24 protein-coding genes and 2 pseudogenes are annotated in these 26,556 nt (G+C 72.3%); 14 read left to right on the forward strand and 12 right to left on the reverse strand.

What is annotated here, in order from left to right:
- Nucleotides 1-93 precede the first annotated feature (93 nt).
- Nucleotides 94-1,830: a ubiquinone-dependent pyruvate dehydrogenase gene (poxB, locus tag ACRAWB_RS17405; protein WP_431354467.1), complete on the forward strand. Its 1,737-nt coding sequence runs from the start codon at nt 94-96 to the stop codon at nt 1,828-1,830.
- On the opposite strand, the gene ACRAWB_RS17410 is transcribed toward poxB, so the two are convergent.
- The 3 genes from ACRAWB_RS17410 to ACRAWB_RS17420 all read right to left on the reverse strand — a co-directional run bounded on the left by ACRAWB_RS17410 (nt 1,827) and on the right by ACRAWB_RS17420 (nt 4,757).
- Nucleotides 1,827-3,551 (reverse strand): LCP family protein, encoded by a 1,725-nt coding sequence (locus tag ACRAWB_RS17410; protein WP_431354468.1) that lies wholly within the window; start codon nt 3,549-3,551, stop codon nt 1,827-1,829. The genes poxB and ACRAWB_RS17410 overlap by 4 nt on opposite strands.
- A 130-nt stretch (nt 3,552-3,681) precedes the next feature.
- On the reverse strand, nt 3,682-4,188 hold the full coding sequence (locus ACRAWB_RS17415; protein WP_431354469.1) for a MarR family winged helix-turn-helix transcriptional regulator: 507 nt from the start codon (nt 4,186-4,188) through the stop codon (nt 3,682-3,684).
- A 26-nt stretch (nt 4,189-4,214) separates the two neighbouring features.
- Nucleotides 4,215-4,757 carry a hypothetical protein gene (locus ACRAWB_RS17420; RefSeq protein WP_431354470.1) on the reverse strand — a complete coding sequence of 181 codons (543 nt, stop codon included), beginning with the start codon at nt 4,755-4,757 and terminating at the stop codon, nt 4,215-4,217.
- Between the two features lie 77 nt (nt 4,758-4,834).
- Between ACRAWB_RS17420 and ACRAWB_RS17425 the strand changes: the two genes are divergently transcribed.
- Nucleotides 4,835-5,422, forward strand: a complete 588-nt coding sequence (locus tag ACRAWB_RS17425) for an NADPH-dependent FMN reductase (RefSeq protein WP_431354471.1) — start codon at nt 4,835-4,837, stop codon at nt 5,420-5,422.
- A gap of 37 nt (nt 5,423-5,459) precedes the next feature.
- On the opposite strand, the gene ACRAWB_RS17430 is transcribed toward ACRAWB_RS17425, so the two are convergent.
- From ACRAWB_RS17430 to ACRAWB_RS17440, 3 genes are all read right to left on the reverse strand, one after another.
- A complete protein-coding gene (locus tag ACRAWB_RS17430) occupies nt 5,460-6,236 on the reverse strand; it encodes a DNA-formamidopyrimidine glycosylase family protein (protein WP_431354472.1) in 777 nt (258 codons plus the stop codon).
- A 41-nt stretch (nt 6,237-6,277) separates the two neighbouring features.
- Nucleotides 6,278-10,966, reverse strand: coding sequence for an Lhr family ATP-dependent helicase (locus ACRAWB_RS17435; protein ID WP_431354542.1), 4,689 nt, complete (start codon nt 10,964-10,966; stop codon nt 6,278-6,280).
- Nucleotides 10,967-11,049: 83 nt separating this feature from the next.
- Entirely contained in the window at nt 11,050-11,700 is a 651-nt protein-coding gene (locus ACRAWB_RS17440; protein ID WP_431354473.1) for an alpha/beta hydrolase, read from the reverse strand.
- 114 nt (nt 11,701-11,814) lie between these two features.
- On the opposite strand from ACRAWB_RS17440, the gene ACRAWB_RS17445 reads away from it, so the two are divergent.
- The 3 genes from ACRAWB_RS17445 to ACRAWB_RS17455 all read left to right on the forward strand — a co-directional run bounded on the left by ACRAWB_RS17445 (nt 11,815) and on the right by ACRAWB_RS17455 (nt 13,919).
- Nucleotides 11,815-12,396 carry an NUDIX hydrolase family protein gene (locus ACRAWB_RS17445; RefSeq protein ID WP_431354474.1) on the forward strand — a complete coding sequence of 194 codons (582 nt, stop codon included), beginning with the start codon at nt 11,815-11,817 and terminating at the stop codon, nt 12,394-12,396.
- A 64-nt stretch (nt 12,397-12,460) separates the two neighbouring features.
- Nucleotides 12,461-13,327: an alpha/beta fold hydrolase gene (locus ACRAWB_RS17450; protein WP_431354475.1), complete on the forward strand. Its 867-nt coding sequence runs from the start codon at nt 12,461-12,463 to the stop codon at nt 13,325-13,327.
- Complete coding sequence (locus tag ACRAWB_RS17455) at nt 13,320-13,919, forward strand: TetR-like C-terminal domain-containing protein (protein WP_431354476.1); 600 nt, start codon at nt 13,320-13,322, stop codon at nt 13,917-13,919. Before ACRAWB_RS17450 ends, ACRAWB_RS17455 begins: the two co-directional genes overlap by 8 nt.
- A 271-nt stretch (nt 13,920-14,190) precedes the next feature.
- On the opposite strand, the gene ACRAWB_RS17460 is transcribed toward ACRAWB_RS17455, so the two are convergent.
- The gene (locus ACRAWB_RS17460) at nt 14,191-15,795 is read right to left on the reverse strand and encodes a DEAD/DEAH box helicase (RefSeq protein WP_431354477.1); all 1,605 of its coding nucleotides are present in this window, start codon (nt 15,793-15,795) and stop codon (nt 14,191-14,193) included.
- A gap of 262 nt (nt 15,796-16,057) precedes the next feature.
- On the opposite strand from ACRAWB_RS17460, the gene ACRAWB_RS17465 reads away from it, so the two are divergent.
- On the forward strand, nt 16,058-18,283 hold the full coding sequence (locus ACRAWB_RS17465) for a HelD family protein (RefSeq protein WP_431354478.1): 2,226 nt from the start codon (nt 16,058-16,060) through the stop codon (nt 18,281-18,283).
- A gap of 92 nt (nt 18,284-18,375) precedes the next feature.
- Here the strand turns inward: ACRAWB_RS17465 and ACRAWB_RS17470 are convergent, their stop codons facing one another.
- From ACRAWB_RS17470 to ACRAWB_RS17485, 4 genes are read right to left on the reverse strand one after another with little or no spacing between them, the layout of a single operon-like run.
- On the reverse strand, nt 18,376-19,002 hold the full coding sequence (locus tag ACRAWB_RS17470; RefSeq protein WP_431354479.1) for a DUF1684 domain-containing protein: 627 nt from the start codon (nt 19,000-19,002) through the stop codon (nt 18,376-18,378).
- A 46-nt stretch (nt 19,003-19,048) separates the two neighbouring features.
- Nucleotides 19,049-19,603, reverse strand: coding sequence for a hypothetical protein (locus tag ACRAWB_RS17475; protein ID WP_431354480.1), 555 nt, complete (start codon nt 19,601-19,603; stop codon nt 19,049-19,051).
- A 50-nt stretch (nt 19,604-19,653) separates the two neighbouring features.
- On the reverse strand, nt 19,654-20,958 hold the full coding sequence (locus ACRAWB_RS17480; RefSeq protein WP_431354481.1) for an RNA polymerase sigma factor: 1,305 nt from the start codon (nt 20,956-20,958) through the stop codon (nt 19,654-19,656).
- Nucleotides 20,955-21,272 (reverse strand): YciI family protein, encoded by a 318-nt coding sequence (locus tag ACRAWB_RS17485; RefSeq protein ID WP_431354482.1) that lies wholly within the window; start codon nt 21,270-21,272, stop codon nt 20,955-20,957. Before ACRAWB_RS17485 ends, ACRAWB_RS17480 begins: the two co-directional genes overlap by 4 nt.
- A gap of 101 nt (nt 21,273-21,373) precedes the next feature.
- On the opposite strand from ACRAWB_RS17485, the gene ACRAWB_RS17490 reads away from it, so the two are divergent.
- From ACRAWB_RS17490 to ACRAWB_RS17515, 6 genes and pseudogenes are all read left to right on the forward strand, one after another.
- Nucleotides 21,374-21,868, forward strand: a complete 495-nt coding sequence (locus ACRAWB_RS17490; RefSeq protein WP_431354483.1) for an EVE domain-containing protein — start codon at nt 21,374-21,376, stop codon at nt 21,866-21,868.
- Nucleotides 21,865-22,449: a 2-phosphosulfolactate phosphatase gene (locus tag ACRAWB_RS17495; protein WP_431354484.1), complete on the forward strand. Its 585-nt coding sequence runs from the start codon at nt 21,865-21,867 to the stop codon at nt 22,447-22,449. Before ACRAWB_RS17490 ends, ACRAWB_RS17495 begins: the two co-directional genes overlap by 4 nt.
- Nucleotides 22,450-22,489: 40 nt before the next feature.
- On the forward strand, nt 22,490-22,792 hold the full coding sequence (locus tag ACRAWB_RS17500) for a DUF427 domain-containing protein (RefSeq protein WP_431354485.1): 303 nt from the start codon (nt 22,490-22,492) through the stop codon (nt 22,790-22,792).
- A gap of 15 nt (nt 22,793-22,807) precedes the next feature.
- Nucleotides 22,808-23,979 (forward strand): annotated as a pseudogene (locus tag ACRAWB_RS17505) (PQQ-dependent sugar dehydrogenase).
- A gap of 215 nt (nt 23,980-24,194) precedes the next feature.
- Entirely contained in the window at nt 24,195-24,608 is a 414-nt protein-coding gene (locus tag ACRAWB_RS17510; RefSeq protein ID WP_431354486.1) for a hypothetical protein, read from the forward strand.
- Nucleotides 24,609-24,656: 48 nt separating this feature from the next.
- Entirely contained in the window at nt 24,657-25,154 is a 498-nt protein-coding gene (locus ACRAWB_RS17515; RefSeq protein WP_431354487.1) for a SprT-like domain-containing protein, read from the forward strand.
- 7 nt (nt 25,155-25,161) lie between these two features.
- On the opposite strand, the gene ACRAWB_RS17520 is transcribed toward ACRAWB_RS17515, so the two are convergent.
- On the reverse strand, nt 25,162-25,770 hold the full coding sequence (locus tag ACRAWB_RS17520; protein ID WP_431354488.1) for a GNAT family N-acetyltransferase: 609 nt from the start codon (nt 25,768-25,770) through the stop codon (nt 25,162-25,164).
- 122 nt (nt 25,771-25,892) lie between these two features.
- Between ACRAWB_RS17520 and ACRAWB_RS17525 the strand changes: the two are divergent.
- Together ACRAWB_RS17525 and ACRAWB_RS17530 are read left to right on the forward strand one after the other, a co-directional pair.
- Nucleotides 25,893-26,243 (forward strand): annotated as a pseudogene (locus tag ACRAWB_RS17525) (ABATE domain-containing protein); the annotation flags it as partial.
- Nucleotides 26,244-26,284: 41 nt separating this feature from the next.
- Nucleotides 26,285-26,455, forward strand: a complete 171-nt coding sequence (locus tag ACRAWB_RS17530) for a CGNR zinc finger domain-containing protein (RefSeq protein WP_431354543.1) — start codon at nt 26,285-26,287, stop codon at nt 26,453-26,455.
- Nucleotides 26,456-26,556 lie beyond the last annotated feature (101 nt).

A 26,556-nucleotide genomic window follows, 5' to 3' on the forward strand; every position in this document is an offset into this window, starting at 1 on the left:
AACGATGTTCGCTCCGAGGCGTAGCGTTGCCCTGTCGGACGTGCACAGGGGCCGACCGGCGTCGCAACCATCGCCCATCGAGGGGAGTCCGCCATGCCCACCGTCGCCGACACCATCGTCGAAATCCTTGAAGACGCGGGGGTGAGCCGGGTCTACGGCATCCCCGGCGACTCGCTCAACGGGTTCACCGACGCGATCCGCCGCAGCCGCGGCGGCCTGCACTGGGAGCACGTGCGACATGAGGAGGCGGCCGCCTTCGCCGCGTCGGCGGATGCCGCGCTGACCGGCGAGCTCGCCGTGTGCGCCGGCAGCTGCGGGCCGGGCAACACACACCTCATCAACGGGCTGTACGACGCCAACCGGAGCCGCGTCCCGGTGCTGGCGATCGCCGCGCAGATCCCCGGCGCCGAGATCGGCAGCGGGTACTTCCAGGAGACGCACCCGCAGGAGCTGTTCCGTGAGGCCGCCGTCTACACGGAGCTCGTGAGTCAGGCCGACCAGATGCCGCGCATCCTGGAGATCGCGATGCGCACCGCGGTGGAGCGCCGCGGCGTGGCGGTGGTCGTCGTCCCGGGTGAGATCTTCCTGGCCGACAGCGCGGGGCGCCGCAAGTCCGCGCCGATCACGTTCTCTCCGCGCGTCACGCGGCCGACCGACCCCGAGCTGCAGGCGGCGGCCGACATCCTGAACTCCGCCAAGAAGGTCACCATCCTCTCCGGCGCGGGAGCGGAGGGTGCGCATCCCCAGCTCGTCGCCATCGCGGACGCGCTCAAGGCCCCGATCGTGCACGCCATGCGCGGCAAGGAGTTCATCGAGTACGACAACCCGTACGACGTGGGAATGACCGGCCTGCTCGGCTTCTCCTCCGGTTACCGGGCGATGGAGTCCTGCGACGCGCTGCTCATGCTCGGCACCGACTTCCCGTACCAGCAGTTCTTCCCGTCGAAGGCGAAGATCATCCAGGTCGACCTCCGGGGAGAGAACCTGGGCCGCCGCGTCCCGCTCGACCTCGGCCTCGTCGGCAGCGTGAAGGACACGGTGGAGGCGCTGCTCCCGCTGCTCAGCGCACGGAAGGACCGCAAGCACCTCGACGCGTCGCTCGCGCACTACGAGAAGACGCGCAAGAGCCTCGATGACCTGGCCGTCAACGACCGCAACCGCACGCCCATCCACCCGCAGTACGTCGCGCGGCTGATCAGCGAGTTGGCGACGGAGGACGCGGTGTTCATCCCGGATGTCGGCTCGCCGGTGGTGTGGGCCGCCCGCTACCTGAAGATGAACGGGCGGCGGCGCTTGATCGGGTCGTTCACCCACGGCAGCATGGCGAACGCCCTGCCGCAGGCGATCGGCGCGCAGACGGCGTTCCGGGACCGGCAGGTGGTCGCGCTCGCCGGGGACGGCGGCCTCGCGATGCTGCTCGGCGAGCTGCTGACGCTGCGCCAGAACAAGCTGCCGGTGAAGATCGTCGTCTTCAACAACTCCTCGCTGAACTTCGTCGAGGTGGAGATGAAGGCTGCCGGTTTCGTCAACTTCGGCACCGGCCTTGAGAACCCGGACTTCGCCGAGGTCGCGCGGGCGATCGGGCTGCACGGTCAGCGCGTCGAGAAGCCGGACGACCTCGAGGGCGCGCTGCGGGCGGCCTTCGCGCACGACGGCCCGGCGCTGGTGGATGTGGTGACCGCGCGCCAGGAGCTCAGCATCCCGCCCGCGATCACGGCGAAGCAGGTGAGCGGCTTCACGCTCTACGCGCTGCGCACGATCATGAACGGCCGCGGCGACGAGCTGATCGACCTCGCCGACACGAACGTCTTCCGCCGCCTCTTCGACTAGTTGATGCAGACGGTGGAGCTGTAGTTCGTCGCGGGTCCGGAGGGAGTTGGAGCCGGGGCGGCGGGCGCTGCGGGTGCGGAGCCGGCCGCGGCGGGGGCGGTCGGCATGATGCCGTCGTCGCCGAGCACCACGGTGACGGTGCTCACCGAGTCGGTCTGCTGCACCGACGCGCCCGGGAGGTAGGCGGCGACGGCCTTGGCCTGCGCCTCCTGGCCCGCCTTGTACTGGATGACCGTCGTCGCGTGCGTGTCGGCGTCGCCGGGGGTGCCGGTCTTGAAGCCTGCGGCGGCGAGGGTCTGCGTCGCCGTGGTCGCCGCGCCGTTCGCGCTGCCGCCGTTGAGAACGGTGACCGTCGTGTCGGCCGGCTTCGCCGCGGTCGCGTTGTCGTACGCAGTCGGCGTGCCCATCAGGCTTTGGATGAACGCGGGCATGGCGGCCGTGTCCACCTCGACGATCGACACGTCGTCCCCGTCGACCGTGATCGTCGGCGTGCCGGAGATCGGGATGGTCGCCGACTGGATCTTGCCGCCGGTCAGCCCCTGCAGCTGCGCCGCGAGCTGAAGGAAGTTGAGGCCAGGGTCGGTCTCGAGCGAACCGCTCACCGCGTCCAACGTGTTGGTCAGCTTGGCCGGGTTGAGCAGCGTCCCCGCCGACAGGAACTTGTGCGCCTCGACCGACAAGAAGTATTGCTGCCGCACCACGCGGTCCAGGTCGCCGCGCGGCAGCCCGTGCCGCTGGCGCACGAACGACAGCGCCTGCTTCGCATCCAGCGTCGAGACGCCGGCCGGGAAGTTCGCGCCCGAGTACGGGTCGTCGACCGCGTTGTTGAGGCACACCTGCACCGGGCCCAGCGCCTGCGCGATCGTGTAGAAGCCGAGCAGGGACACGCGCACGTAGTGGTCGATGCTCAGACCTGTGAGGTTCTGCACGGTCTGGATGAGCAGCTTCGCCCCGGCGGTCGGGTCGCTGCCGCCGCCGCCCAGCGAGAAGGCGGAGTTGAGCTTGTTCATGCCGTGGCCCGGCACATCCACCCAGGAGTCGCGGGGGAGTGAGATGAGGGTCGCCGACTTCCCGTTCGCGGGGATGTGCAGCACCATCATCGTGTCGGTGTTCGTGCCGCCGCCGTCGTCCGTCGTGCTCAGCTGGTCGAGCTCGGCCTGGCTCGCGCCGTCGGGGCGGTGGTCGTCGCCGACCAGCAGGATGTTCTGGTCCTGGCCGTCCACGTCGTTGGCCGGCTTCGAGATCACGTCGACGTGCTTGACGCCACCGACGAAGCGGAAGTAGCTGTACGCGGCGTAGCCGCCGACGACCACGAGGATGATCGCGAGAGCGGCCGCGGTCCAGGCGACGATGCGCTTGGTGCGGCGGCGCTTGCGCGGCGGCTTGCCCGGGGTCGGGCCGGTGCCGTCGCCGCCGTCGCCGCCGTCGCCGTTTCCGCCGCCGTTTCCGCCGCGACCGTTGTCGCGGCCGTCGCCGCCGCGACCGTTGCTCCCGTCGCGTCCGGCGCCCGAGCCGCCGAGACCGGGCGCGTCCCCGCCCATCCCGAACGGATCGAACGGCGCGGGCGAGCCTCCGGTGGGCACGCCGGACGCCGGCCGGGTGGCCCGGACCGGGCGTCGCGGGTCCGCGGGTGGCACGCGTCCGAAGACCTCGGTCGCCGGCAGCTGCTCGTCGCGGCCGTCGGCACCGGATCCGGAAGCGGGATAGTTCGGGCGTCGCACACGAAAACGCTAGGGGGAGCCGCCTTGGAACCGGCTGGTTTCCGCCGGTGTTCCCGACGAATGACCAGCGAATCCGCGAGGGCTTCCCAGCAGAAGTACGACCTGCGATGGACGCGGTCTGCGAGAACCCTCAGTCGTCGCAATCGTCCGGGGGTGCGCAGTCCTCGGCGGTGATGGCCGCGTTCATGGTCCGGGCGATGCCCAGCAGCTCGTCCTGCTGCTCGGGCGACAGGGCGTCGAACAGGATGCGACGGATGGTCGCCGAGTGCTTCGGGAGCGCCCGCACGACGACACGACGCCCGTCGCCGGTGAGGTGGATCCAGGTGGCCCGGCGGTCCTCCGCGCACTCCTGCCGTTCGACGAAACCGCGGCCCGTCATCCGGCTCACCTGGTGCGAGACGCGGCTCTTCTCCCAGCCCGTCGCATCCACCAGGTCGCGCACCCGCAGGCGGCGCCCGGGCGCCCGAGTGAGCGCCATGAGCACTTCCAGCTCGGAGATCGAGATGCCGTCGTCGTGCTGGAGCTGCGCATCCAGGGTGCGGTCGAACCCGCGGCGCATCAGGTGGAAGGCGCGGAACAGCTCCAGCTCGTCGTCCGACAGCTTCCTCGGGTCCGGACGGGTGCGCACGGTGGCCATAGCCCATCCTGACACGCGCGCGCTGACTAGTGGACGAGCGCCTCCAGGAACACGACGAGCACGCCGAGCCCCACCAGCACCGCGAGTGCGAGGAACCGCCGCCACCCCGTCAGACCCGTCCGCGAGATGGCGATGCGCGCGATCACGGCGAGCGACACGATGAGCGCGACGATGGCGATCGTCATGCCGGTGCGTGCCTCGATCACGTCGAACACGGCCAGGGCGACCGCGATCACCGGCACCACCAGCACGCCGAGCGCCCGCGACGAGACGGCCGCCATGTGCCGGAACTCCTTAGCCGACGGCAGGCTGCTGTGCACGATCATGTGCGAGACCAGGTCGGACGCCAACCCGGCCAGCAGGACGCCGAGCACCGAGACGACGAGCGTCCAGAGGACCGAGGGCGAGTCCAGCTCGCCGTGTCCGTTCATGGCCATGAGGATCGCCAGCGCCGTGAACGTCACGTAGATGCGCTCGCGCAACCGGTCGCCGGCCTGGCGCCGCTGCTCCTCGGTCGCGTCGGCGGGCAGGTGGATGTCGTCTGTGCGGTCGGCGCGGTCGTCGGACATGCGGCGAGCCTAGCGGGAATGCATCCCGGGGCGAGGTGGTTCAGAATAGGTGACACGTCATCAAAAGGAAGGCTGACATGACGAAGATCGCGATCATCATCGGTAGCACGCGCCCCGGACGCAACGGCGAGGCCGTCGCCCGCTGGGTGTACGAGAACGCTGCGAAGCGCACGGGCGTCGAGTACGAGCTCGTCGACCTGGCGGAGTGGAACCTCCCTCACCTCGACGAGGCGATGCCCGCCGCCATGGGGCAGTACGCAGGCGAGCACACCAAGGCCTGGGCGGCGAAGATCGCCGAGTTCGACGGCTTCGTGTTCGTCACCCCCGAGTACAACCACAGCACCTCCGGAGCCCTCAAGAACGCCATCGACTACGTCGGCGCCGAGTGGTACAACAAGGCGGCCGGCTTCGTCAGCTACGGCGTCTTCGGCGGCGCCCGCGCGGTCGAGCACCTGCGCCTCGTGCTGTCGCAGCTCCAGGTCGCCACGGTCAGCGCCCACGTGGGCCTGAGCCTGGCGCACGACTTCGAGAACTGGCAGCTCAAGCCGACCGAGCAGCAGACCGCGGCGCTCACGCCGCTGTTCGACCAGCTCGAGGCCTGGTCCGCTGCGCTCGAGACCGTCCGCGCGGCGGCCGACGAGGACGAGGACGAGGCGGCGGCGTAACCAGCCCCTCACCCGACCTGCTTCTGCCCGGTGCTGCCTACGTCTGGCACACCGGGCAGAAGTACGTCACCCGTTCTTCGAGCTCGGTGCGGCCGAGCGAGCCGGAGCGGATCGGCGTCCCGCAGCGCCGGCACGGCTGGCCCTTGCGTCCGTAGACCCAGGTGTTGCGGCCGCGGCGGGTGTCTCCGGTGGTGACGCGCAGCGGGCGGTCGCGGTTGGCCACGATCAGCCGGTGGCCCAGGTCGACGGCGGCGGCGAGGTCGGTCTCGCCGGCCGGGCGCGTGGGCAGCATCCCGCGCAGGAAGCACAGCTCGTTCGCGTAGACGTTGCCGAGGCCTGCCAGGTTGCGCTGGTCGAGCAGGGCGACCGCGACCGGGACCTCCGGGTGCTCCTGCAGACGGCGCAACGCCTCGTCGGCGTCCCAGTCGGGGCCGAGCAGGTCGGGACCCAGGTACCCGACCACGTCGTCCTCCCGGTCGCGGGGGATCACTTCGAGAACGCCGAGCAGGAAACCGACGGCCTGTGCGTCCTCGGTGCGCAGGACTGCGCGCGCCTGGTAGCCGGGATGCCTCCAGCGGCCGCCGAGCGGGTACACCTCCCACGAGCCCTCCATCTTCAGGTGGCTGTGGATGGTGTGCTCGCCGACGTGCATCAGGAGGTGCTTGCCGCGCGGGACGACCTCGTCCATCCGTTGGCCGGAGAGGTCGACGGTCGCGTAGGCGGGCACGCGGAAGTCCGTCTCGGTGAGGATGCGGCCGGCGAGGGCGCGGTCGAGCCGCTGTGCCGCCTGGTAGACGGTGTCGCCCTCAGGCACGGGCCGCCCCGGTCGTCGCGCAGAGCCTCATCCGCGGGGCCTCATCCGCGCAGCCGCAATCCGCGGGGAGTCGCGAGGAAGCCCGCCTCCGAGAGGGCGTCGCCCAGCGGTGAGCCGATCACGAACTCGCCGTTGACCGTCTCGATCGCCAGCTTGTCGACGCGGCGCGACGTGACCAGTGCGGCCAGCGCGCGGGCCGCGGCCCGCAGCACGGTGCCCGCGGTCTCGTCGGCGCCATCGGCGCCCGGATCGACGAAGCACAGCAGGCTCTTGCCACCGCGCTCGACGTAGAGCGTCAGCTCGCCGTCGACCAGCACGACGAGGGCACCCGCCTTCCGGCCCGGGCGGTGGCCCGTCCCGGTCTCACCCGGGACGGCCGGCCACGGGAGGGCTGCCCCGTATGCGTTGGCAGGATCGGTCGCGGCGAGGGCGACCGCCTCGTTCGGCCGCTCCTGGGTGTGGTCGCGCGCGTACGACCGCAGCCGGTCCACCGTGGCACCGCTGGCGAACTGCGCGCCGCCGAGGGTTTCGATGAAGTAGCCCCGGCGGGCCCGCCCGGTCTCCTCGAAGCCGCTCAGGACCTTGTAGGCGAGGGCGAAGCCACCGGGTGTGCCCTCGTTCATCACCGAGCCGCGCGTCACGACGCCGTAGCGATCGAGCAGCGTCTCCGCCTGGCCGTGCGCGCGAACGGTCGAGTCGAGGTCGCGCTCGGGGAGCAGCGACCACCGGCCGGCGACCGTCGGGGGTCCCATCCGGGTGACCATCGCGGAACGGGTGGGGACGCGTCCCCGATACATCCGCGCGCGGGTCGGCTGGCGCGGACGCTTGTGCGCGCCGGATCCGCCCGCCGTGAGGGTGCGAAGCGGGGCGAGGGTGTCGTTGGTGACGCGGCCCGCCCAGACGAGATCCCACAGCGCCGTCACCAGCTCGGAGTCGTCGATCGCCGACCCGCGCTCGGTGCCGAGCGCCTCGGACAGCTGCCGGAAGAAGTACCCGCCGCCGCGACCGAGCGCGTCGAGGATTCCGCGCTGCAGCTCATCCGGCTCGTGGTCGGAGGGCGGCGCGAGGGTCAGCGGGGCCGAGTCGGCGAGATGCAGGCTGATCCAGCCGTCGTCGCCGGGGAGGCTGCCATCCCCCGCCCAGATCACCTCGCCCGTGGCGGTGAGCTCGTCCAGCATCGCGGGGCTGTAGTCGGAGACACGGCTGGGGAGGATCAGCGACTCCCACGCGGAGGCCGGGATGCGCGCGCCGGCCAGCTGCTCGATCACCGAGGCGACGGCGTCCACCCCGCGGAGCGTCGAGCCGACGTGCTGCCACTCGGGCAGGAAGCGCCCGAACGTGGGGGTGTCGACCGGCTCGACCTCGTGCCGGAGCGCCGCCAGCGACATCCGCCGCAGGCGCCGAAGCACCTCGGCGTCGCTCCACTCGCTGCCCTGGGCGTGCGGACGGAACTCGCCCTCGACCACACGCCCGTCGCGGGCGAGGCGGCGCAGGGCGTCGTGGACGATCGCCGGCCCGAGGCCGAGTCGGGACGCGACGTCGGCCGTCTCGAACGGACCGTGCGTGCGCGCGAATCGGCTGACCAGGTCGCCGAGCGGGTCGTCGACCGGCTCGATGAACGCCAGCGGCACGCCGATCGGAAGCGGGACGCCGAGGGCGTCGCGCAGCCGCGACGCGTCTTCGATGGCGGCGAAGCGCTCGACGCCGGCGATGGAGACCGCGAGGGCGCGGTGGGAGTCGACCAGGGTGGCGAGATGCGCGGCGGCCGTCGCGCGGTCGGCGTGCGGTGCTGCGACCTCGGCGTCGGCGTCGGCGTCCGCGTCCGCGTCTGCATCCGCATGCAGGTCGGGGCTCGCTGCGCTGCCTTCGGCCTCCAGGCGCTCCGCGACCTCCTCCACCGACAGCGGGCCCAGCAGCCGCAGCAGATCGGCCACCCCCTCCACCCCGCGCACCCGGCGCTCGGGCGCGAGGCGCTGCAGCTGCAGCTCCACCCGCTCGATGACCTGCGGGTCGAGCAGTTCGCGCAGTTCCGCCCGGCCCAGGAGTTCCGCGAGCAGGCCCGCGTCGAGCGAGAGCGCGGCGGCGCGCCGCTCCGCGAGCGGGCTGTCGCCCTCGTACATGAATGCGGCGACATATCCGAAGAGCAGCGATCGGGCGAAGGGCGACGCTGTCTCGGTGGCGGCCTCGACCAGACGGATGCTGCGCTGCTCGATCTGCTTGGCGATGTCGGTCAGTGCGCCGAGGTCGTAGACGTCCTGCAGCACCTCGCGGATGGTCTCCAGGATGATCGGGAACGTCGGGTACTTGCGCGCCACATCCAGCAGCTGCGCAGCCTTCTGCCGCTGCTGCCAGAGCGGCGAGCGCTTGCCCGGGTTGTACTTGGGCAGCAGCAGCGCCCGAGCGGCCGACTCGCGGAAACGCGACGCAAACAGCGCCGACCCGCCGACCTCGGACGTCACCAGCTCGTCCAGCTCCTGCGGCTCGAACACGAACAGCTCGCCCCCGGGCGGCTGCGCCTCGGTGTCGGGGATGCGCACCACGATGCCGTCGTCGGCCGCCATGGCCCCCGCGTCGATCCCGTACCGCTCGCGCACCCGCGCCTGCACGGCGAGCGCCCACGGTGAGTGCACCTGCATGCCGAACGGGGAATGCAGCACGACGCGCCAGTCGCCGAGCTCGTCGCGGAACCGCTCGACCACCAGCGTGCGGTCGGTCGGCACGTGGCCGGTGGCCTCCTTCTGCTCGCGCAGGAAGGCCAGCAGATTGTTCGTCGCCCACGCATCGAGTCCCGCCTCGACGCAGCGCAACTCGGCGTCGGCGGGGGAGGCAGTGCTCAGCTCGCGGGTGAACGCGCCGACCGCGCGCCCCAGCTCCGCCGGCCGCCCGATCCCGTCGCCCTTCCAGAACGGCAGCCGTCCGGGCTCGCCGAACGCGGGCGTCACCAGCACGCGGTCGTGGGTGATCTCCTGGATGCGCCAGCTCGTCGAGCCGAGCGCGAACACGTCGCCGACGCGCGACTCGTAGACCATCTCCTCGTCGAGCTCGCCGACCCGGCTGGCCTTCTCGCCGACCATGTAGACGCCGAAGAGTCCGCGGTCGGGGATGGTGCCGCCGCTCGTCACCGCGAGCCGCTGGGCGCCGGGCCGGCCGGTCAGGGTGCCGGTGTCCCGGTCCCAGACGATGCGCGGCCGCAGCTCGGCGAACTCGTCAGAGGGATAGCGCCCGGCCAGCAGGTCGAGCGTCGCGTCGTAGGCACTCCGCGGCAGGGTCGAGAAGGGCGCGCTGCGGCGCACGGCATCGAACCAGTCGTCCGCGTCCACCGGTTCGAGCGCGACGGCCGCCACCGTCTGCTGCGCGAGGATGTCGAGCGGGTTCGCGGGCACCTTCAGCGACTCGATGAGCCCGGCGGTCATCCGCTCTGTGGCGACCGTCGAGTGGATGAGGTCGGCCCGGTGCTTGGGGAAGACCACGCCGCGGGAGATCTCGCCGACCTGGTGACCGGCGCGTCCCACGCGCTGCAGACCGCTCGCGACCGACGGAGGAGCCTCGACCTGGATCACAAGGTCGACCGCGCCCATGTCGATGCCGAGCTCGAGGCTGGAGGTGGCGACGACGCAGCGCAGGCGGCCCGTCTTGAGGTCGTCCTCGATCAGCGCCCGCTGCTCCTTGCTCACGGAGCCGTGGTGAGCGCGGGCGAGCACCAGCGTGTCCTCGTCGGCGACGGCCTGCGAGCCCCGGGTCTGGCCGGAGCCTCCCATGAGCTCGGCCGGCGCGCGCCGTGCGCCGGCCTCGTCGACCTCGCCGACCTCGCCGCCGAGCAGCCGCTCCTCGTAGATCTCGTTGAGGCGCGCGGTCAGCCGCTCGGCCAGGCGCCGCGAGTTGGCGAACACGATCGTGGACCGGTTCTCGAGCACGCGGTCGACGATCGCCTCCTCGACGTGCGGCCAGATCGAGCCCGCTTGCGGCGGCGACCCGTCTCCGGGGTTCTCGCTCGCGTAGGTGGACGTGCCGAGCTCGCTCATGTCCTCGACCGGGACCACGACGCGCAGATCGAAGCGCTTGCCGGCCGGCGGCGCGACGACCTCGACGGGCGCCTGCCCGCCCAGGAACCGGGCGACCTCCTCCGGCGGACGCACCGTCGCCGAGAGGCCGATGCGCTGTGCCGGCTTCTCGAGCAGCTGGTCCAGCCGCTCGAGCGACAGCGCCAGGTGCGCGCCGCGCTTGGTCGAGGCGACCGCGTGCACTTCGTCGACGATCACCGTCTCGACCGAGGTCAACGTCTCGCGCGCCTGTGAGGTGAGCATGAGGAACAGGGACTCGGGGGTCGTGATGAGGATGTCCGGCGGACTGCTCAGCAGCGCCCGGCGATCGGAGGCCGGGGTGTCGCCCGAGCGCACGCCCACACTGACGTGCGGAGGCTCGTCCCCGAGCCGCTTCGCCGTCTGCGTCACGCCGACCAGCGGCGCGCGCAGGTTGCGCTCGACGTCGACGCCCAGTGCCTTGAGCGGGGAGATGTAGAGGACGCGCGTGCCCGGCTTCGCGTCGGCCGCCCGCGGCGCGCTCGCCAGCCGGTCGATCGCCCACAGGAACGACGCCAGCGTCTTGCCCGAACCGGTCGGCGCGATCACCAGCGCGTGCTTGCCGTGGGAGATCGCCTCCCACGCGCCCTGCTGCGCCGCCGTGGGCGCGGCGAAGGCCCCGCGGAACCATTCGCGGGTCGCGGGGAGAATCGGTCGAGCACGTCGCTCATCCCTCCATCCTCCACCCGACCACCGACACTGTCAGGGCCGTCGGCCGGACCTGTGGAGAACGCTCAGCGGGGCAGATGCGTGCGGATGAAGGAGGAGATGTCGCCGAGCTCCGTCGGCGAGATGGCGTGCCCCATCCCCTCGTAGATGCGGGCGTCGAGGGTCGCGTGCTCCGGAAGCCACTCGGTCGTGCGGTCGAGCGACGCGGAGGGGATGGTGTCGTCGAGCGTGCCGCGCCCCCAGAAGACCGGCACGGGCGCCTCGGCGAGCTCGGCGTCTCCCGGCTGGTCGCCCTTCACGACGAACCCCGACAGCTGGACGGCGTAGTCGAAGCGCTCGGGCGCGAGCCGCAGCAGCTGGAGGGCCATCGCGCCGCCCTGGGAGAAGCCGAGCAGCCCGGTGGGCACGGAAGGCTGGTCGTCGAGCCAGTTCAGGACCGCCCGCGCCGCGGCGTCAGCGTTGCCCGCCAGCGGATCGCCGGGGACGTTGGTGAAGCGCGAGAACCACGCGAAGCCCGGGCCCTCGGGGATCGGCGCCCGCAGGGACGCGATCACCGGCTCCAACGGCAGGTAGGCCGCGATGCCGAAGAGGTCGGCCTCATCTGACGCGTACCCGTGCATCAGGACGAGCAGCGGACGGCCGGCGCGATCACGTTCGGACGCGGACCACAGCACAGCATCGCGGTCGATGCGGAGGTCGGGGGCGGGAAACGGCACCCTCCATTCTCTGCCGGATCCAGAAGTCGTCCACAGCCCCCGTCGGAGTGCCGCCCATCCACAGATCCGGCTGTGCCCCGTAGACGCGGTGGTCGCCTTCCGTAGGATTCATGCATGAGCGTTCGCACCCCGGATCCGGATCCCACTCCCGACCCGCTCCCCGGCAACGGTCCGCAGCCCGGCCCGGCCTGGCTCTCCGACCTCGAGCTGGCGCAGATCCGGGGGCGGCTGCCCCTCCTCTATGTCGAGGCGGTGCCGGTCCGGGTGGACGGGCTCGGGCAGGTGACCGAGGTCGGCATCCTGCTGCGTGCCAATGCGGTCGGTGAGATCACGCGCACCCTGGTCTCCGGTCGCGTGATGTACGGCGAGACGCTGCGAGAGGCGCTGTTCCGGCACCTCGAGAAAGACCTCGGCCCCATGGCGTTCCCGCAGTTGCCGGCTAGCCCCGTGCCGTTCCAGGTGGCGGAGTACTTCCCGCTGCCGGGCGTCTCCCCGTACGTGGATGAACGCCAGCACGCGGTCTCGCTGGCTTACGTCGTGCCCGTGACCGGCACGTGCGAGCCGCGGCAGGATGCGCTGGAGTTGACGTGGATGACGCCGGAAGAGGCAACGTCCCTGACGGTGACGGAAGAGCTCGAGGGCGGACGCGGGGCGCTGGTCAAGGCTGCGATGGCGTCGCTGGGACGCATCGCCTGACGGTTCGCGGGACCGTTTCATTTTCTTCTTGTGCCATAAAGCTAATGGTGTTAGCTTTATGGCTATGAACACTTCCGTCGAATCGCAGGTGCATTTCCTGCAGCGTCCTGAGGGACGCGTGAGCTACACCGTCGAGGGGCACGGGCCTCTCGTCGTGGCGGTGCCCGGCATGGGCGACCTCCGCTCCAGCTTCCGCGAGCTCGTCGGTCCCCTCGTCGCGGCAGGCTTCCGCGTCGCGGTCACCGACCTGCGCGCTCATGGCGACTCCGACGTCACCTTCCGCGAGTTCGGCGACCTCGCGACCGCGGGCGACCTGATCGCCCTCATCGAAGAACTCGGCGGACCTGCGGTCGTGCTGGGCAACTCGATGGGCTCCGCCGCCGCGGCGTGGGCCGCCGCCGAGCGGCCCGGCCTGATCGCAGGCCTGGCCTTCTACGGGCCGCTCCTGCGTGATCCCGCGATGGGACGCGCCGCGACCGGGCTGCTCCACACCATGTACCGAGCGATGTTCGCGCGACCGTGGGGAGCCTCGGTCTGGACCGGGTACTATCGGCGCACGCTCAACCGCGGGCGCACGGCGCCCTGGCTCGACGAGCACGTCGCCGCCATCCGCGCGTCGCTGTCCGAGCCGGGCAGGCTGGCGGCCTTCCGCCACCTGACGCTGCAGCTCACCCATGCGCCGGTCGCGCCGCGTGTCCGCGAGGTGCGGGTGCCGATGCTGGCGTTCGTCGGCGAGCTCGACCCCGACTACCGAGACCTCGAGGCGGAGTGCGCGTGGATGCAGGAGCAGGGTGTGGAGGTCGTGCGCGTCCCCGAGGCCGCCCACTATCCGCACGCGCAGCGGCCCGACGTCACGGTCGCCGCGACGCTGGCCTTCGTGGAGTCGCGCCGTTCGGCTGACGGTTCGGCCTGGGCGGAGTCGAATGCCTAGGGTCGGACTCACCCGGGCCGCCGTGACGGCCGTCGCGGTGGACGTGGTCGACGAGGGCGGGACGGCCGGCTTCGACACGCTGACCCTGGCCGCCGTGGCCGGGCGAGCCGGCGTCGCCGTACCGAGCCTCTACAAGCACGTCGCTTCACTCGGCGACCTGCGTCGTCTGGTGGCGACGGAGTCCGTCGCCGAGCTGACCCGGACGCTCGCCGCCGCGACGATCGGACGCGCCGGCCCCGACGCGATCCGGGCGGCGGCGGACGCGATGCGCGACTTCGCGCGACGGCACCCCGGCCGCTACGCCGCGACGCAGGTGGCGGCGGACCGGTCCGATCCGGCCGACGACGAGCTCAGCGCGCGCTCGGCCGAGACGCTGGCCGTGCTCGCCGGCGTGCTCCGCGGCTTCGGCCTGCCCGACGACGAGCTGGTGGACGCGGTCCGGATGCTGCGCAGCGCCGTCCACGGCTTCGTCACGCTGGAGCTCGGCGGAGGATTCGGGCTGCCGGACGACCTCGACCGCAGCTACGCCGTGCTCGTCGACGGCGTCATCGCCGGTATCGAGCGCCTGGCCGCGACCGCCAGGACACCCTGACGCCCCACCCCGGAGTACGCAAAGAGTGCACGCCGGACGGGGTCCGAGCGTGCACTCTTTGTGTACTCGATGGCGGGGTCACCCCCGTCGCGTGAGTCCGCCCACCCCGAATACGCAAAGAGTGCACGCCGGACGGGGTCCGAGTGTGCACTCTTTGCGTAGTGGATGGAGGGCGACCTGCGTCGCGGGAGTCCGCCCACGCGCGAGTACGCAAAGAGTGCACGCCGGCCGGGATCCGAGCGTGCACTCTTCGTGTAGTGGATGGAGGGGGTCAGCCCTGCGCGCGACGCGAGCCGCGGCCGCGGCTCGTCGAGGCGTCGGCGCGAGCGGCCGTCGGGCGCGCGGCGCCGCCGGAGCGGCCGCCGTCGCGCGAGCCGGCGCCGGACTGGGCGCCACGGTGCTGCCCGCCGCCGTGAGCGGCCGAGGACTGCTGCGCCGGACGCTGGCCGCGGCGACGCGAGCCGCCGTTGCCCGTCCCGGAGCCGGCGGTCGCGCCGGACGTGCGGTTGGAGCCGCCGGCCGCACCCGTGCCACGGCCGGAGCCGTTGCCCGAACCGCCGCCAACACGGCCGGAGCCGTTGCCGGCACCCGTGCCGCCCGCGCCGGCGCCGGCGCGACGCGCCCGCTTCCGCTGTGCGTTGGCGCCCTGCGACGTGCCCCCGCCGCTCGCGGGCCGCTGGACCGGCGCCGGCGCCACCTTCGCGGCGACGTCGCCCACGAGCTCCGTCACGACGGCCGAGGTCGCCGTCACGCGCTGCGGGGCCGCGCTGATCGCCGCCTTGCGCAGCAGCGTGCGCACGTCGTCGGCCTGCGCCGACAGCATCACGGTCACCACGTCGCCCGCGCTGCCCGCGCGAGCCGTGCGTCCCGAGCGGTGGAGGTACGCCTTGTGCTCCGCGGGCGGGTCGACGTGGACCACGAGCTCCACGTTGTCGACGTGCACGCCGCGCGCGGCCACATCCGTCGCCACGAGCACCTTCACGCTGCCGTCGCCGAACGCTGCGAGGTTGCGGTCGCGGGCGTTCTGGGCGAGGTTGCCGTGCAGATCCACGGCCGGGATGCCCGACGCGGTCAGCTGCTTGGCCAGCTTCTTGGCCTGGTGCTTGGTGCGGGTGAACAGGATGCGGCGGCTGGTGCCCGACGCCAGCGCCTCGACCAGCGCCTTCTTCTCGTCCGGGGTGTCCACCTGCAGCACGTGGTGGGTCATCGCCTCGACCGGGCTGGTCTCGTCGTCGACCGAGTGCAGCACGGGGGAGTGCAGGAACCGGTTGACGATCTTGTCCACGCCGTTGTCGAGCGTCGCCGAGAACAGCAGGCGCTGCCCGTCGGTCGGCGTGGCGGAGAGGATGCGGGTGACGACGGGCAGGAAGCCGAGGTCGGCCATGTGGTCGGCCTCGTCCAGCACGGTGATCTCGACCGCGTCCAGGGAGACGAAGCGCTGCTTCATCAGGTCCTCGAGCCGGCCGGGGCAGGCGACCAGGATGTCGACGCCGGCCTTGAGCTCGGCGACCTGCTTGTTCTGGGAGACGCCGCCGAAGACGGTGGAGACGCGCAGACCGTAGGCGTCCGCCAGCGGGCGGAAGGTCGCGGCGATCTGCGTGGCCAGCTCGCGGGTCGGGGCGAGCACAAGGGCCAGCGGGCGTCCGGAGCGACGGCCACCGCCGGCGAGGACGGTGCCGAGGCGGGAGACGAGCGGCAGGGCGAACGCGATGGTCTTGCCCGAGCCCGTCTTGCCGCGGCCGAGAACGTCCTTGCCCGCCAGGGCGTCGGGGAGCGTGTCCTTCTGGATGGGGAACGCCGTGGTCTTGCCGTCGGCCGCGAGTGCGGCGACGAGCGGAGCGGGGACGCCCAGCTCGGCGAAAGTCATTGAAGTCATGGGGGTGCCTTTCCGGCAGGGGACCCGCTCGGCGTCGTGCCGTGGCGGGTCGGGTGGCGAGCGCGCCGAACAGCGCGATCGTTCGCCGTATGAAGAGAAGCGTGCGGAGCAAAGTGGCCCGGCGCAACGCGAAGCGTTCTACGACGCAGCGGGCGACGATCGGCCCGCAGAACTTCACTCTACGGCATCGGGCCGTACGACTGCTGGGAGCATCCACACATCCGGAGGTCGTAGACTGTCGGCCCGGAAACGAAGGGCGGCCATGGGCGTGCAGGAGTCTGAGCTCGATCGCGAACGCGCCGTGGTCTCGGGGCTGTATGAGCGGCTGGATCAGCTGCGTGCCGAGACCGAGGAACGGCTCTCGCGCGTGCGCCGCGACAGCGTCGGCAGCAACCACCAGGCCCGCAGCGAGCGGGACGCTTTCGCACGCCTGTACGAGGACCAGCTGACCCAGCTCCGCGACGTGGATGCGCGGCTCGTGTTCGGCCGCCTGCTGCTCGAAGAGCCCGTCGACGGCTCCGACCACCGGTACATCGGCCGCATCGGCCTGCGCGACGACGACCAGCGCTCCCTGCTGGTCGACTGGCGTGCCCAGCAGGCGGGCGCCTTCTACCAGGCGACGGCGAACGAGCGGATGGGCGTGCGCGCCCGCCGTCACCTCACGATGTCGGGCCGCCAGGTGACCCGCATCGACGACGAGGTCTTCGACGAGGCGCTGCTCGATGGCGACCGCGCGGGGGAGCAGGTGCAGGGCGAGGGCGCGCTGCTTGCCGCCCTGACCGCGCAGCGCACCGGCCGCATGCACGACATCGTGGCGACGATCCAGGCCGAGCAGGACCGCATCATCCGCTCCGACCTCCGCGGTGCGCTGGTCGTGCAGGGCGGCCCCGGCACGGGCAAGACCGCCGTCGCACTGCACCGCGCCGCCTACCTCCTGTACGCGAACCGTCAGCGGCTCAGCGCCTCCGGTGTGCTCGTGGTCGGTCCGTCGACCGCGTTCCTCCGCTACATCGAGGCGGTGCTTCCCTCGCTCGGCGAGACCGGCGTGGTCATGTCAAGCCTCGGCGAGCTGTTCCCGGGCGTGGAGACCACGGTCCAGGATGCGCCCGAAGCCGCGGTGCTGAAGGGATCGGCGCAGATGGCGCGGCTGCTGCAGCGCGCCGTGAAGTCGCGGCAGAAGGCGCCGGACGAGGCCCAGACGATCGTCGTCGACAACGAGCGGCTGGTGGTCGATCCGGCGCTCATCCACCGGGCCATCGCCAAGGCGCAGCGCACGGGAAAGCCGCACAACGTCGCGCGCGTCACCTTCGTGAAGGCCGCCCTGTCGGAGCTGACCGACCAGCTGGCCGCGCAGTTGCGCGCCGCCGGTTCGACGATCGACGACGCCGACCTGAAGGTGCTGCGCGAGGACCTGCGCACCTCCTACGACGTCCGGGTCCTGCTCAACACGGCCTGGCTGCCGCTGACCCCGCAGAAGCTGCTGCAGGACCTCTTCGCCCGTCCGGCCTGGCTCGCGGAGCTGACGCCGCGGTGGTCCGCGCAGCAGCGGCTGGCGTTGCAGCGTGAACGGAGCGCACCGTTCACGGTGTCGGATGTGCCGCTGCTGGATGAGGCGGCCGAGCTGCTGGGCGACTTCCCCGGCCGCGCGGACCCGGCCGACCGCGAGCGGGAGCGCCAGCGAAAGCGGGACCTTGAGAATGCACGTGCCGCCATCCGGAACATGGGCGTGCAGGGGCTGGTCAGCGCGGAGCAGCTGGCCGACGGGTTCGCCGAGCAGGTCGACCGCGGCACGACCGCCGAGCGCGCCGCCTCCGACCGCAGCTGGACCTACGGGCACGTCGTCGTCGACGAGGCGCAGGAGCTGTCGCCGATGCAGTGGCGGGTGTTGGTGCGACGCTGCCCGATGAAGTCGTTCACGATCGTCGGCGACATCGCGCAGGTGGCGTCCGCCGCCGGGGCGACGAGCTGGCAGGAGGCGCTGGACCCGGTGTTCAAGGATGCCTGGCGCCTGGAGGAGCTGACGGTCAACTACCGCACGCCCGCGCAGATCACGCGCGAGGCCGAGCGCATCGCCGCCGACGCCGGGCTGCCGATCACGCCGACGCGGGCGGTGCGGGAGGGCGAGTGGCCGATCCGACGCGTGGAGGCGGACGCGCCGGACGCGCTCGGCCTCGCCGTCGCTGACGCGGTCGCCCACGACCGCGGGATCGACGACCAGGGGACGCTCGCGGTCATCACGACCGCGTCCGACCTGCCGGCGGTCTCGTCCGCGGTCGCCGAGCGCTTCGGGGACGCCGCCGGCCGTGGGGCCGCGGGGCTCATGCGTCCGATCGCCGTGCTCACCGGCTACGAGGCGAAGGGACTCGAGTTCGACGCCGTCGTGCTCGCCGATCCCGACGCGCTCGCCGCCGAGTCGCCGCGGGGTGCCGCGTCCCTCTACGTCGCGATGACGCGCCCGACGCAGCGACTCACGCTCGTCCGCCGCTGACCCTCTCGCCTTGGGGGTGCATTCGTGCCGAATGTGCGCTCTCGCGCCGCCAGAACGCACATTCGGCACGAATGCGCGATCTCAGCGCGGGGTCACGCGCCGGCGTAGCGCTCGCCGACGGGCACCTCGACCGCGAGCGTGTTGCCCGCCTGCGCCAGCGGGCACGCCCACGCCGGGTCGTACGCGCAGGACGGGTTGTACGCGAAGTTGAAATCGAGCACGAGCGACGCCTCGCCGTCTCCCGCGTCGAGCCCCAGGTCGGCGCCCTTGATCGTGTCGATCAGGTAGCGTCCACCTCCGTAGGTGCCGCCGGGACGACCGGCCAGCGCATCCTTGACCGGCACGAACAGCCCGCCGCCGTAGGACGCGAGCCGCCACACGTCGAGCGTGCCGGCGAACGGGATGCGCACCGTGCCGAGCAGGTCGAACGGCACGACGCCGTCGGTGCCGGTCTCCACATCCATCCGCTTCGGCGACCCGGCCGGCTGGATCGGCAGCTCGAAGCGCCACTCCGGGTCGTACGGCACGACGGGCAGCCCGGTGAACCGGTCACGGTCCTCGGGCAGCAGCGGGGACGCGGGATGCGACGCGAACAGGTCGTTGCGGCAGGAGATCCAGTGTGCGTGCGCCTCCGCCGGATCGTGCGCGGCGAGGCGGCGCACCGACGCGTAGAGCGCGAACACGCGCCGTCGCCAGTCGGCCGTCTGCACCGCGGTCACCGCTCGGGCGTCGCTTGCCGCGTCCCTCGGGGCTGCTCCACGCTGGTCATCTCTCCACAACTCCCGTCTCCGGCTGCTCGTCCGCCGGGCGTATCTCCGGATCGTAGGCCCAGGTCGGGGCCAGCCGCTTGAGGCGCACCCCGCGCCACTGCCAGAACGCCCACATGGCGTACCACGCGAACGGCGTCAGCGCCCCCGCTCGCACGATCAGCTGGTCCCGGTACAGGGTCCGCAGCCGTCCGTCCTCGTCGGGGCCGGCCGGGTCGGGCGCGATCGCCATCCGGTGGTCGAGGTGCGGGATCGCGGACAGCGCGCCGCCCGTCCCGCCGCCGCTGTCGCGCAGGATGCGCGTCCCGCTCTCGCGGGGATCGGTCGACCGCAGCGTGTCCAGCCGGATCGCCTGCGTCCCCACGGTGAACGCCCCGAGCGCCTTCACCCGCACCCGGTGCTCGGCGCCCCAGCGTGTGGGGAACCCGCCCGGCTCCTCCGACCGGAAGTCGAGCCACGGCATGGCCACCTCGCGGAACGCGGTCGGGCTCTGCAGGGCACGCCAGGCGGCGTCGGGGTCGCAGTCGAGCAGGAGCTTCAGCAGCACGCGCATGATCCCAGTGTCGCTCCGTCAGCCGCGGATGGGATCGGTGGAGGCCCGACTCAGAGGCATTCCGCGGCTCGCGCGAGCAGCAGGTCCCGTTCCCGGGCGTTGTCCGTCATCGCGGCCGCGCGCTCGAACTCCTGCCGCGCGTCCTCCCGGCGCCCCAGCCGTAGCAGCAGGTCGGCGCGGACCGACGGGAGCAGGTGGTACGACGACAGGGCGCCCTCGACGGCCAGCCGGTCGACGACCTCCAGCCCGGCCTCCGGCCCGTACGCCATCGACAACGCGACGGCGCGGTTGAGCTCGACCACCGCCGAGGGTCGCAGCGACGCGAGCGCCCCGTAGAGCGCGACGATCTCCTCCCAGTCGGTCGCCTCGGGCGTCGCGGCCGTCGCATGGCAGGCTGCGATGGCCGCCTGCAGCGCGTACGGCCCGCGGCTCACCGGCGGCCGCCGGGTCGTCCGAAGCGTGTCCGACCGCTCCAGGGCCGCGAGCCCGCGACCGATGAGGACCCGGTCCCACCGCGTCCTGTCCTGGTCCTGCAGCAGGATGGGCGACCCGTCCTCGGTGGTCCGCGCGCCGAGCCGGGAGGCCTGCAGCTCCATCAACGCCACCAGCCCGTGGACCTCCGGCTCGCGCGGGGTCAGCTCGGCAAGCACACGGCCGAGGCGAAGCGCCTCGCGGCAGAGGTCGGGGCGCATCCAGTCGTCGCCGGCCGTTGCCGAGTAGCCCTCGTTGAAGATCAGGTAGACGACCTCCAGCACCGACGCCAGCCGGTCGGCGAACTCCGCCCGCTCGGGCACCTCGAACGGCACCCCCGCCGCGCTCAGGGTCTTCTTGGCGCGCACGATCCGCTGCGCCATGGTCGACGGCGGGACGAGGAACGCGCGGGCGATCTCCTCCGTCGACAGCCCGCCCAGCATCCGCAGCGTCAGGGCGACCCGCGACGCCTGCGGGAGGACAGGATGGCAGGCGACGAAGACGAGCCGCAGCAGGTCGTCGCCGATCGGCTCCTGCGCGGCCCGTGCGGGGTCGTCGCGGCCGAGCTCCTGCTCCAGGTCGTGCGCGATCGCGGCATAACGGTCGTCCAGCCGCTCCCGCCGCCGCCAGCCGTCGACCGCTCGGCGCTTCGCCACCGTCGTCAGCCACGCGCCGGGATTGCGCGGGATGCCGGATTCCGGCCACTGCTCCAGAGCGGCCACGAGCGCGTCCTGGGCCAGCTCTTCAGCGAGTCCGACATCGCCCGTCGAGCGTGCGAGCCCGGCGATGAGCCGGCCGGACTCGATGCGCCACACGGACTCCACCGCCCTCCGGGTCTCGGCCGTGCGGTCGGGCGCATCCCGCGTCGTCCTCTCGCCGCTCATCGACCGTCGTCGCCCGCCACGCGGCGCACCTCCACCGTCCCGGACGTCAGCGGTAGCCGCCGCGCCCACTCCAGCGCCTCGTCCTCGCCGGCCGTCTCCACCATCCAGAGCGCACTCACCGTGCTGGTGGCGGGACGGCTCAGGATGCGCTCCTCGCCCGTGCAGCGGACGCTGACTCCCGCGCTCGCCGGCTCCAACGCGTCCGCCGCGAGCAGCACCCCCGCGCGGACCAGCTCGGCGCGGTACCGGTCGAGCTCCGGCCGGGTGGCAGCCGTCTCGGCCTCCTCGCCGAGTGCCATCAGCACGAATCGCATGGTGTCATCCTCTCCTTGGCACTCAGTTCCGTACAGAGACACGTCGAACCCCGACCACCCGTTTCGACACCCGTGACGGTGGTGTGCGCTACAACGGGAGCATGGCGATCCGTTACTGGCTGGGCGTGGTGCAGCACGACCACGTCCTGCGCGGGGTCGCCGGCGGCTTCGCCCAGGTCAATCACGGGGCGCGGGGTCCGCTCGAGTGGATGGGCCCCTCCGACGGGTTCGTCTACTACTCGCCGCGCGACTCCTACCCGGACGGCGAACCGCTCAAGCAGTTCACCGCGGTGGGTCGCGTGGCCGACGACGACGTGTTCCAGGTCACGCAGGGTCCCTCCATGACCGGACCGGCCGGCGACTTCAAGCCGTGGCGCCGCCGCATCGACTGGGACCACGACGCGGTGCCCACGCCCATCCGCCCGATGCTCGGGATGCTCGACTTCACCCGCGACCGGCCCGACTGGGGCTACCAGCTGCGGCGTGGCGTCATCGAGCTGACGCGGCACGACTTCGAGCTCATCCGACGCCAGATGCGTCCGTCGCCGGGAGAGGCGCGGCCGCGTCCGGCCGGCCGAACTACGATGCCCCGGTGACCGACTCCCGCACCGCCGCCATCCCCGACGCCCACCGCCAGGCCAAGTACCAGGTGCGGTTCGACTGGGGTGTGGACGGCCTGGACGCGGTGGCGCAGGACGCCGACGTCATCGTCTGGGTCGACGCGCTTCCCGGCGCCGAGCCTCCCGCGTTCCCCGGCGAGGGAGCGGCGCTCGCCGCGGGTCTCACCGATGTGCAGGCCGTCGCCCGGTGGATCCTGGACGAGCAGGTCCGCCTCGGCCGGCGCACCATGGTCGCGCTCGTCGCCGCAGGAGGCGCGACCGCCACCGGGGCCCCGCGGTTCGCCGTCGAAGACCTCCTCGCCGCCGGCGCTGTCGTGGACGCCCTCGCCGCCCTCGGCATCGACTACGCGTCACCCGAGGCCGCCGCCGCGTGCGCCGCCTTCACCGGTCTCCGCGGCGCCGTCGCGCACCTCCTCACCGCCTCCGCCTCTGGGCAGGAGCGGATCGCCGCGGGCGTTCCGCTCGCCGACATCGCCGCGGCCGGCCGCCTCGGCACCTCCGACGCTGTGATGGTCCTGCGAGCCTCCCGGCAGAGCGGTGCACGCCCCGAGGAATGAACCCGGGCCGCGGTACGTTCGCCAGGACAGGAGGTTTTACATGAAAGCCGTGCTGAACGACACCGTAATCGCCGAGGCCCCGCAGGAGGACCTGATCCGCATCGAGGGCAACTGGTACTTCCCGCCCGCGAGCGTGAACTCCGACTACCTCGTCGAGAGCGCCACCCCGTACACGTGTCCGTGGAAGGGCGAGTGCCAGTACTTCTCCGTGAAGTCGGACGAGGGCCTGCTGCAGGACCGCGCCTGGAGCTACCCCACCCCGTACCCGAGTTCGTTCGACCGGGTCGGCAAGGACTACAGCAACTACGTCGCGTTCTGGAAGGACGTCCGCGTCGTCGACTGACGGCTGCGGGCCACGATGATCCGTCTCGGCCGCCGCTCAGGGCTCCTCGCCCTGACGGCGGCCGTTCTCGTCCTGGCGGGATGCTCATCGCCCGCCCCGGAGCCGGATCCCACGGTCACCCGGACCCCGACGGCGACACCGCGGCCGACCGGCACCTCGGCGGCCGTCGCGGCCATCCCGTGGCAACCGAGTGGGCAGACCACCGAGCTCGCGACGGGCCTGGACGCGCCCTGGTCGGTGGTGCCGCTCGCGAGCGGGTCGGCCCTGATCAGCGAGCGCGATTCCGGGCGGATCCGGGAGCGGCTGCCACAGGGCACGCTCCGCGATGTCGGGACCGTGCCCGGCGTCGTCCACCAGGGGAGAGCGGCCTGCTCGGCCTCGCGGTGCGGTCGACGGACGCGCCGAGCGAGGTCTACGCCTACCTCACCACCGCCGAGGACAACCGCGTGGTGCGGATGCCGCTCAGCGGTGCACCCGGCTCGTATGCGATCGGGGCTCCGACGCCCGTGCTCACGGGCATCCCGAAGGCGGGCAGCCACGACGGCGGCCGCATCGCGTTCGGCCCCGACGGCATGCTCTATGTCACAGCCGGGGACGCGTCCGATCCGGCCAATGCGCAGAACGTCGGCTCGCTGGGCGGCAAGATCCTCCGCGTCACCCCGGATGGTCGGGTGCCGGCCGACAGCCCCTTCGCGGGCTCGCCGGTGTGGACATACGGCCACCGCAATCCGCAGGGCATCGGCTGGGACTCGCGCGGCACCATGTGGGCGTCCGAGTTCGGCCAGAACACCTGGGACGAGCTGAACATCATCCGCCCCGGGTCGAACTACGGGTGGCCGGTCGTCGAGGGCGTCGGCGGCGACCCCGCGTACACCGACCCCGTCTACCAGTGGCCGACGTCCGAGGCGAGTCCGAGCGGACTGGCCATCGTCGGAGACACCGTGTTCCTCGCGGCCCTCCGCGGCCAGCGGCTGTGGACGGCGTGGTCGACCGACGGCGCGGCGCCGGTGACCGCGGCTCCCTTCTTCGAAGGCGCGTTCGGACGGCTCCGGGATGTGGTGGCCGTGGGTGACCGCTTGTGGGTCCTGACGAACAACACGGACGGACGCGGATCGCCGCGCACAGGCGACGACCGGCTCATCGAAGTGCGACTCACGCCGGCTCAGGCTGTCAAGCGCCCGGGTTGACCCGCGTCTGCGGGTAGTCTTGGGGCGTCACACCGATCGGGAGCAGAACCCTGAGCATCATCCTCGGATACGATCCGACCACCCTGCGCGAACGCGTCGATCTGCGCGCTGCCGGCGAGCGTCTTGAGGAGCTCGGCAGCCTGCGCAGCCTCAGCGCGCTCAACGAGAAGGCCGTCCTCCTGCGCCTGCTGGGCCGGCTCGACGAGGCCTACGAGGTGGCCAACGAGGCCGTGCGCCAGGCGCGCTTCACCGGCGACCGCGAGCAGCTGCTCGGGGCGCGTGTTCGCAGAGCGCAGGTGCTGCAGTACGAGGGCAAGGCCGACGAGGCCATCGTGGAGCTGACCGGCTGCGTGGATGAGGCCCGCGGTCGCGAGTGGACCGCGCTCGAGGCGTTCGCCATCCAGAACCGCGGCAAGGTGTACTTCGACATGGGCGACTACGAGAACGCCCTCGCGGACATGACGGCCGCCGTGTTCCTGCGCGAGAAGCTGGGCGCGTCCCCGGCCGAGATCCAGGCGGCGCTGACCGCCGTCGCGGTCGTCCAGTCGGCTCTGGACGCCCACCGCGGCGCCTCCGGGGCCCCCGCCGCTGCCGCTCCTGGCGCCGAGACGGACACCGATCGCGCGTAGGATGCTCGGCATGGAGCAGTGGAGCGCTTCGGAGAGGAGCCGTGCCTGATGGCCGAGCTCGAGCGCGTCCGGCGCTGGGCCGACGCCCTTATCGCGCTGCACCTCGACCCCTCCGTCTGGACCTTCGGCTTCGACAACGCCAAGACCCGGGCCGGCCTCTGCAACTACACCTCCAAGCGGATCACCGTCTCCCGCTACCTGGCCGCGCGGTACGAGGACGACGAGATCCATCAGATCCTCCTGCACGAGGTCGCGCACGCGCTCGCCGGACCCCGAGCCGGGCACGGACCGCGCTGGCGCGCCATCGCCATCGACCTCGGCTACGAGGGCAAGCGCCTCCACGGCGGGGCCATCGCCGACGATCTCGCACCGTGGGTTGGCACCTGCCCGAACGGGCACACGCACTATCGCTACCGCAAGCCCGCGCGGGCGCTCGCCTGCGGCGCGTGCTCACGCCGGTTCGACGCCGCCAACCTCATCTCATGGCAGCACCGCGAGGTGTCGCCGGCGCAGCGGCGCGTGGCCGCGGCGCGCGCAGCCGAGTAGCCGCCGCTCAGGCGCGGGTCGCACCGATCCGCTCGTCGAGCGCATCCCGCACCGCCGGCCACTCCTCGCTGAGGATGGAGTACACCGCCGTGTCGCGCCAGCTCCCGTCGGCGCGGCGCTGTGTGTGGCGCAGGACGCCCTCGTAGCGGGCGCCGAGCCGGACGATCGCGGACCGAGACCGCTCGTTGAGCACATCCGCCTGCAGCTTCACCCGCTCGAAGCCGTGGTCGAACGCGGTGCCGAGCAGCAGTCGCTTGGTCTCGGCGTTGACGCGGCCGCCCCACGCCTCGGGCGCATACGCCGTCCAACCGATGTGGGCCGAGTCGTTGACGAGGTCGAAGTCGCCGAGCGTCGTCGTGCCGACCAGCCGGTCCCCGTCGCGCAGCACGACGGCGGTGACGTTGCTGCGGTCCCAGTCGAGGTAGCCCAGGATGAAATCGCGCCACTCCTCGTAGGTGTCGCGGTACGCCGCGGGCCCTCCGCCCCAGCCCCCGGCGAAGACCTCGGGGTGCCCGATGGCGTCGAAGAGGTCCGGCAGGTCGTCGTGGGTCAGCGCCCGCAGCAGCACCGTCGGTCCTTCGAGCGTCGCCTGCGGATCGGGCCTCGTCGCGGTCATCCGCCCAGTATGCCGCAGCGGTCTCGGGTAGGGTTCTTCGTGGCCGGGGGACCGAGCCTGTAACCGATATCGTTGGTTACATGGCGACGGAAGCGATACTCACCCGAGGGACCGGTCAGTGGATGGAGCCCGCCGACGGGCAGCGCTGGTGGTTCGACTCGGGCTCGCTCGCCCTCGACTTCGCCTACACCGGCGGCCTCGACCGCGACGCGGAGGAGGCGCACCCGGTCCGCGACGCGCACTCGCTGAACGACTGGCTCGCCGAGCGGTTCCCCGAGGTCGCGCCGACCGCGGGGGAGCGCGAGTTCCGCGACGCCCGCACGCTGCGCTCGGCCATCGGCCGCCTGGCGCGCCAGGCCAGCCTCGCCGAGGCGCTGTCGCCCGACGACGTGGATGTGGTGAACCTCTTCGCCGCCACCCCCGACATCCCCCGGTGCTCGCCGGCGGTGCGCGTCAGGCGGGCCGCACGAAGGCGCGCCCCCACCAGGCGCTCGGTTCGATCGCCCGGGATGCCGTGCGCCTCTTCGGCCCGGATGTCGACGGCCGCATCCGCGAGTGCTCGGCCGACGACTGCGACCTCGTCTACCTGGACACCTCGCGCAGCGGCACCCGACGCTGGTGCTCGATGCAGCGCTGCGGCAACCGCGCCAAGGTGCGCGCGCATCGCGCCCGCGCGCGCCGCTGACCCCCTCCTCGTACGCCCGCAGCCGCCGAGCACAGGAAAAACGTCGCCCCATCGCCGGATCAGCGACGTTTTCCTGGGCTCGGCGGCGACCGGCGGGGGCT

It is taken from the genome of Leifsonia poae (genome assembly GCF_050632865.1).
In the GTDB taxonomy this organism is placed as follows: domain Bacteria; phylum Actinomycetota; class Actinomycetes; order Actinomycetales; family Microbacteriaceae; genus Leifsonia; species Leifsonia poae_B.

Bases quoted from the DNA above. Each gene is read 5' to 3' on its own strand.
- ACRAWB_RS17520 (WP_431354488.1), bottom strand. From the start codon at position 25,770: ATGACCGCGACGAGGCCCGATCCGCAGGCGACGCTCGAAGGACCGACG.
- ACRAWB_RS17425 (WP_431354471.1), top strand. From the start codon at position 4,835: ATGACGAAGATCGCGATCATCATCGGTAGCACGCGCCCCGGACGCAAC.
- ACRAWB_RS17450 (WP_431354475.1), top strand. From the start codon at position 12,461: ATGAACACTTCCGTCGAATCGCAGGTGCATTTCCTGCAGCGTCCTGAG.
- ACRAWB_RS17420 (WP_431354470.1), bottom strand. From the start codon at position 4,757: ATGTCCGACGACCGCGCCGACCGCACAGACGACATCCACCTGCCCGCC.
- ACRAWB_RS17445 (WP_431354474.1), top strand. From the start codon at position 11,815: ATGAGCGTTCGCACCCCGGATCCGGATCCCACTCCCGACCCGCTCCCC.
- ACRAWB_RS17465 (WP_431354478.1), top strand. From the start codon at position 16,058: ATGGGCGTGCAGGAGTCTGAGCTCGATCGCGAACGCGCCGTGGTCTCG.
- ACRAWB_RS17415 (WP_431354469.1), bottom strand. From the start codon at position 4,188: ATGGCCACCGTGCGCACCCGTCCGGACCCGAGGAAGCTGTCGGACGAC.
- ACRAWB_RS17475 (WP_431354480.1), bottom strand. From the start codon at position 19,603: ATGCGCGTGCTGCTGAAGCTCCTGCTCGACTGCGACCCCGACGCCGCC.
- ACRAWB_RS17460 (WP_431354477.1), bottom strand. From the start codon at position 15,795: ATGACTTCAATGACTTTCGCCGAGCTGGGCGTCCCCGCTCCGCTCGTC.
- ACRAWB_RS17490 (WP_431354483.1), top strand. From the start codon at position 21,374: ATGGCGATCCGTTACTGGCTGGGCGTGGTGCAGCACGACCACGTCCTG.
- ACRAWB_RS17515 (WP_431354487.1), top strand. From the start codon at position 24,657: ATGGCCGAGCTCGAGCGCGTCCGGCGCTGGGCCGACGCCCTTATCGCG.
- ACRAWB_RS17485 (WP_431354482.1), bottom strand. From the start codon at position 21,272: ATGCGATTCGTGCTGATGGCACTCGGCGAGGAGGCCGAGACGGCTGCC.
- ACRAWB_RS17455 (WP_431354476.1), top strand. From the start codon at position 13,320: ATGCCTAGGGTCGGACTCACCCGGGCCGCCGTGACGGCCGTCGCGGTG.
- poxB (WP_431354467.1), top strand. From the start codon at position 94: ATGCCCACCGTCGCCGACACCATCGTCGAAATCCTTGAAGACGCGGGG.
- ACRAWB_RS17480 (WP_431354481.1), bottom strand. From the start codon at position 20,958: ATGAGCGGCGAGAGGACGACGCGGGATGCGCCCGACCGCACGGCCGAG.
- ACRAWB_RS17500 (WP_431354485.1), top strand. From the start codon at position 22,490: ATGAAAGCCGTGCTGAACGACACCGTAATCGCCGAGGCCCCGCAGGAG.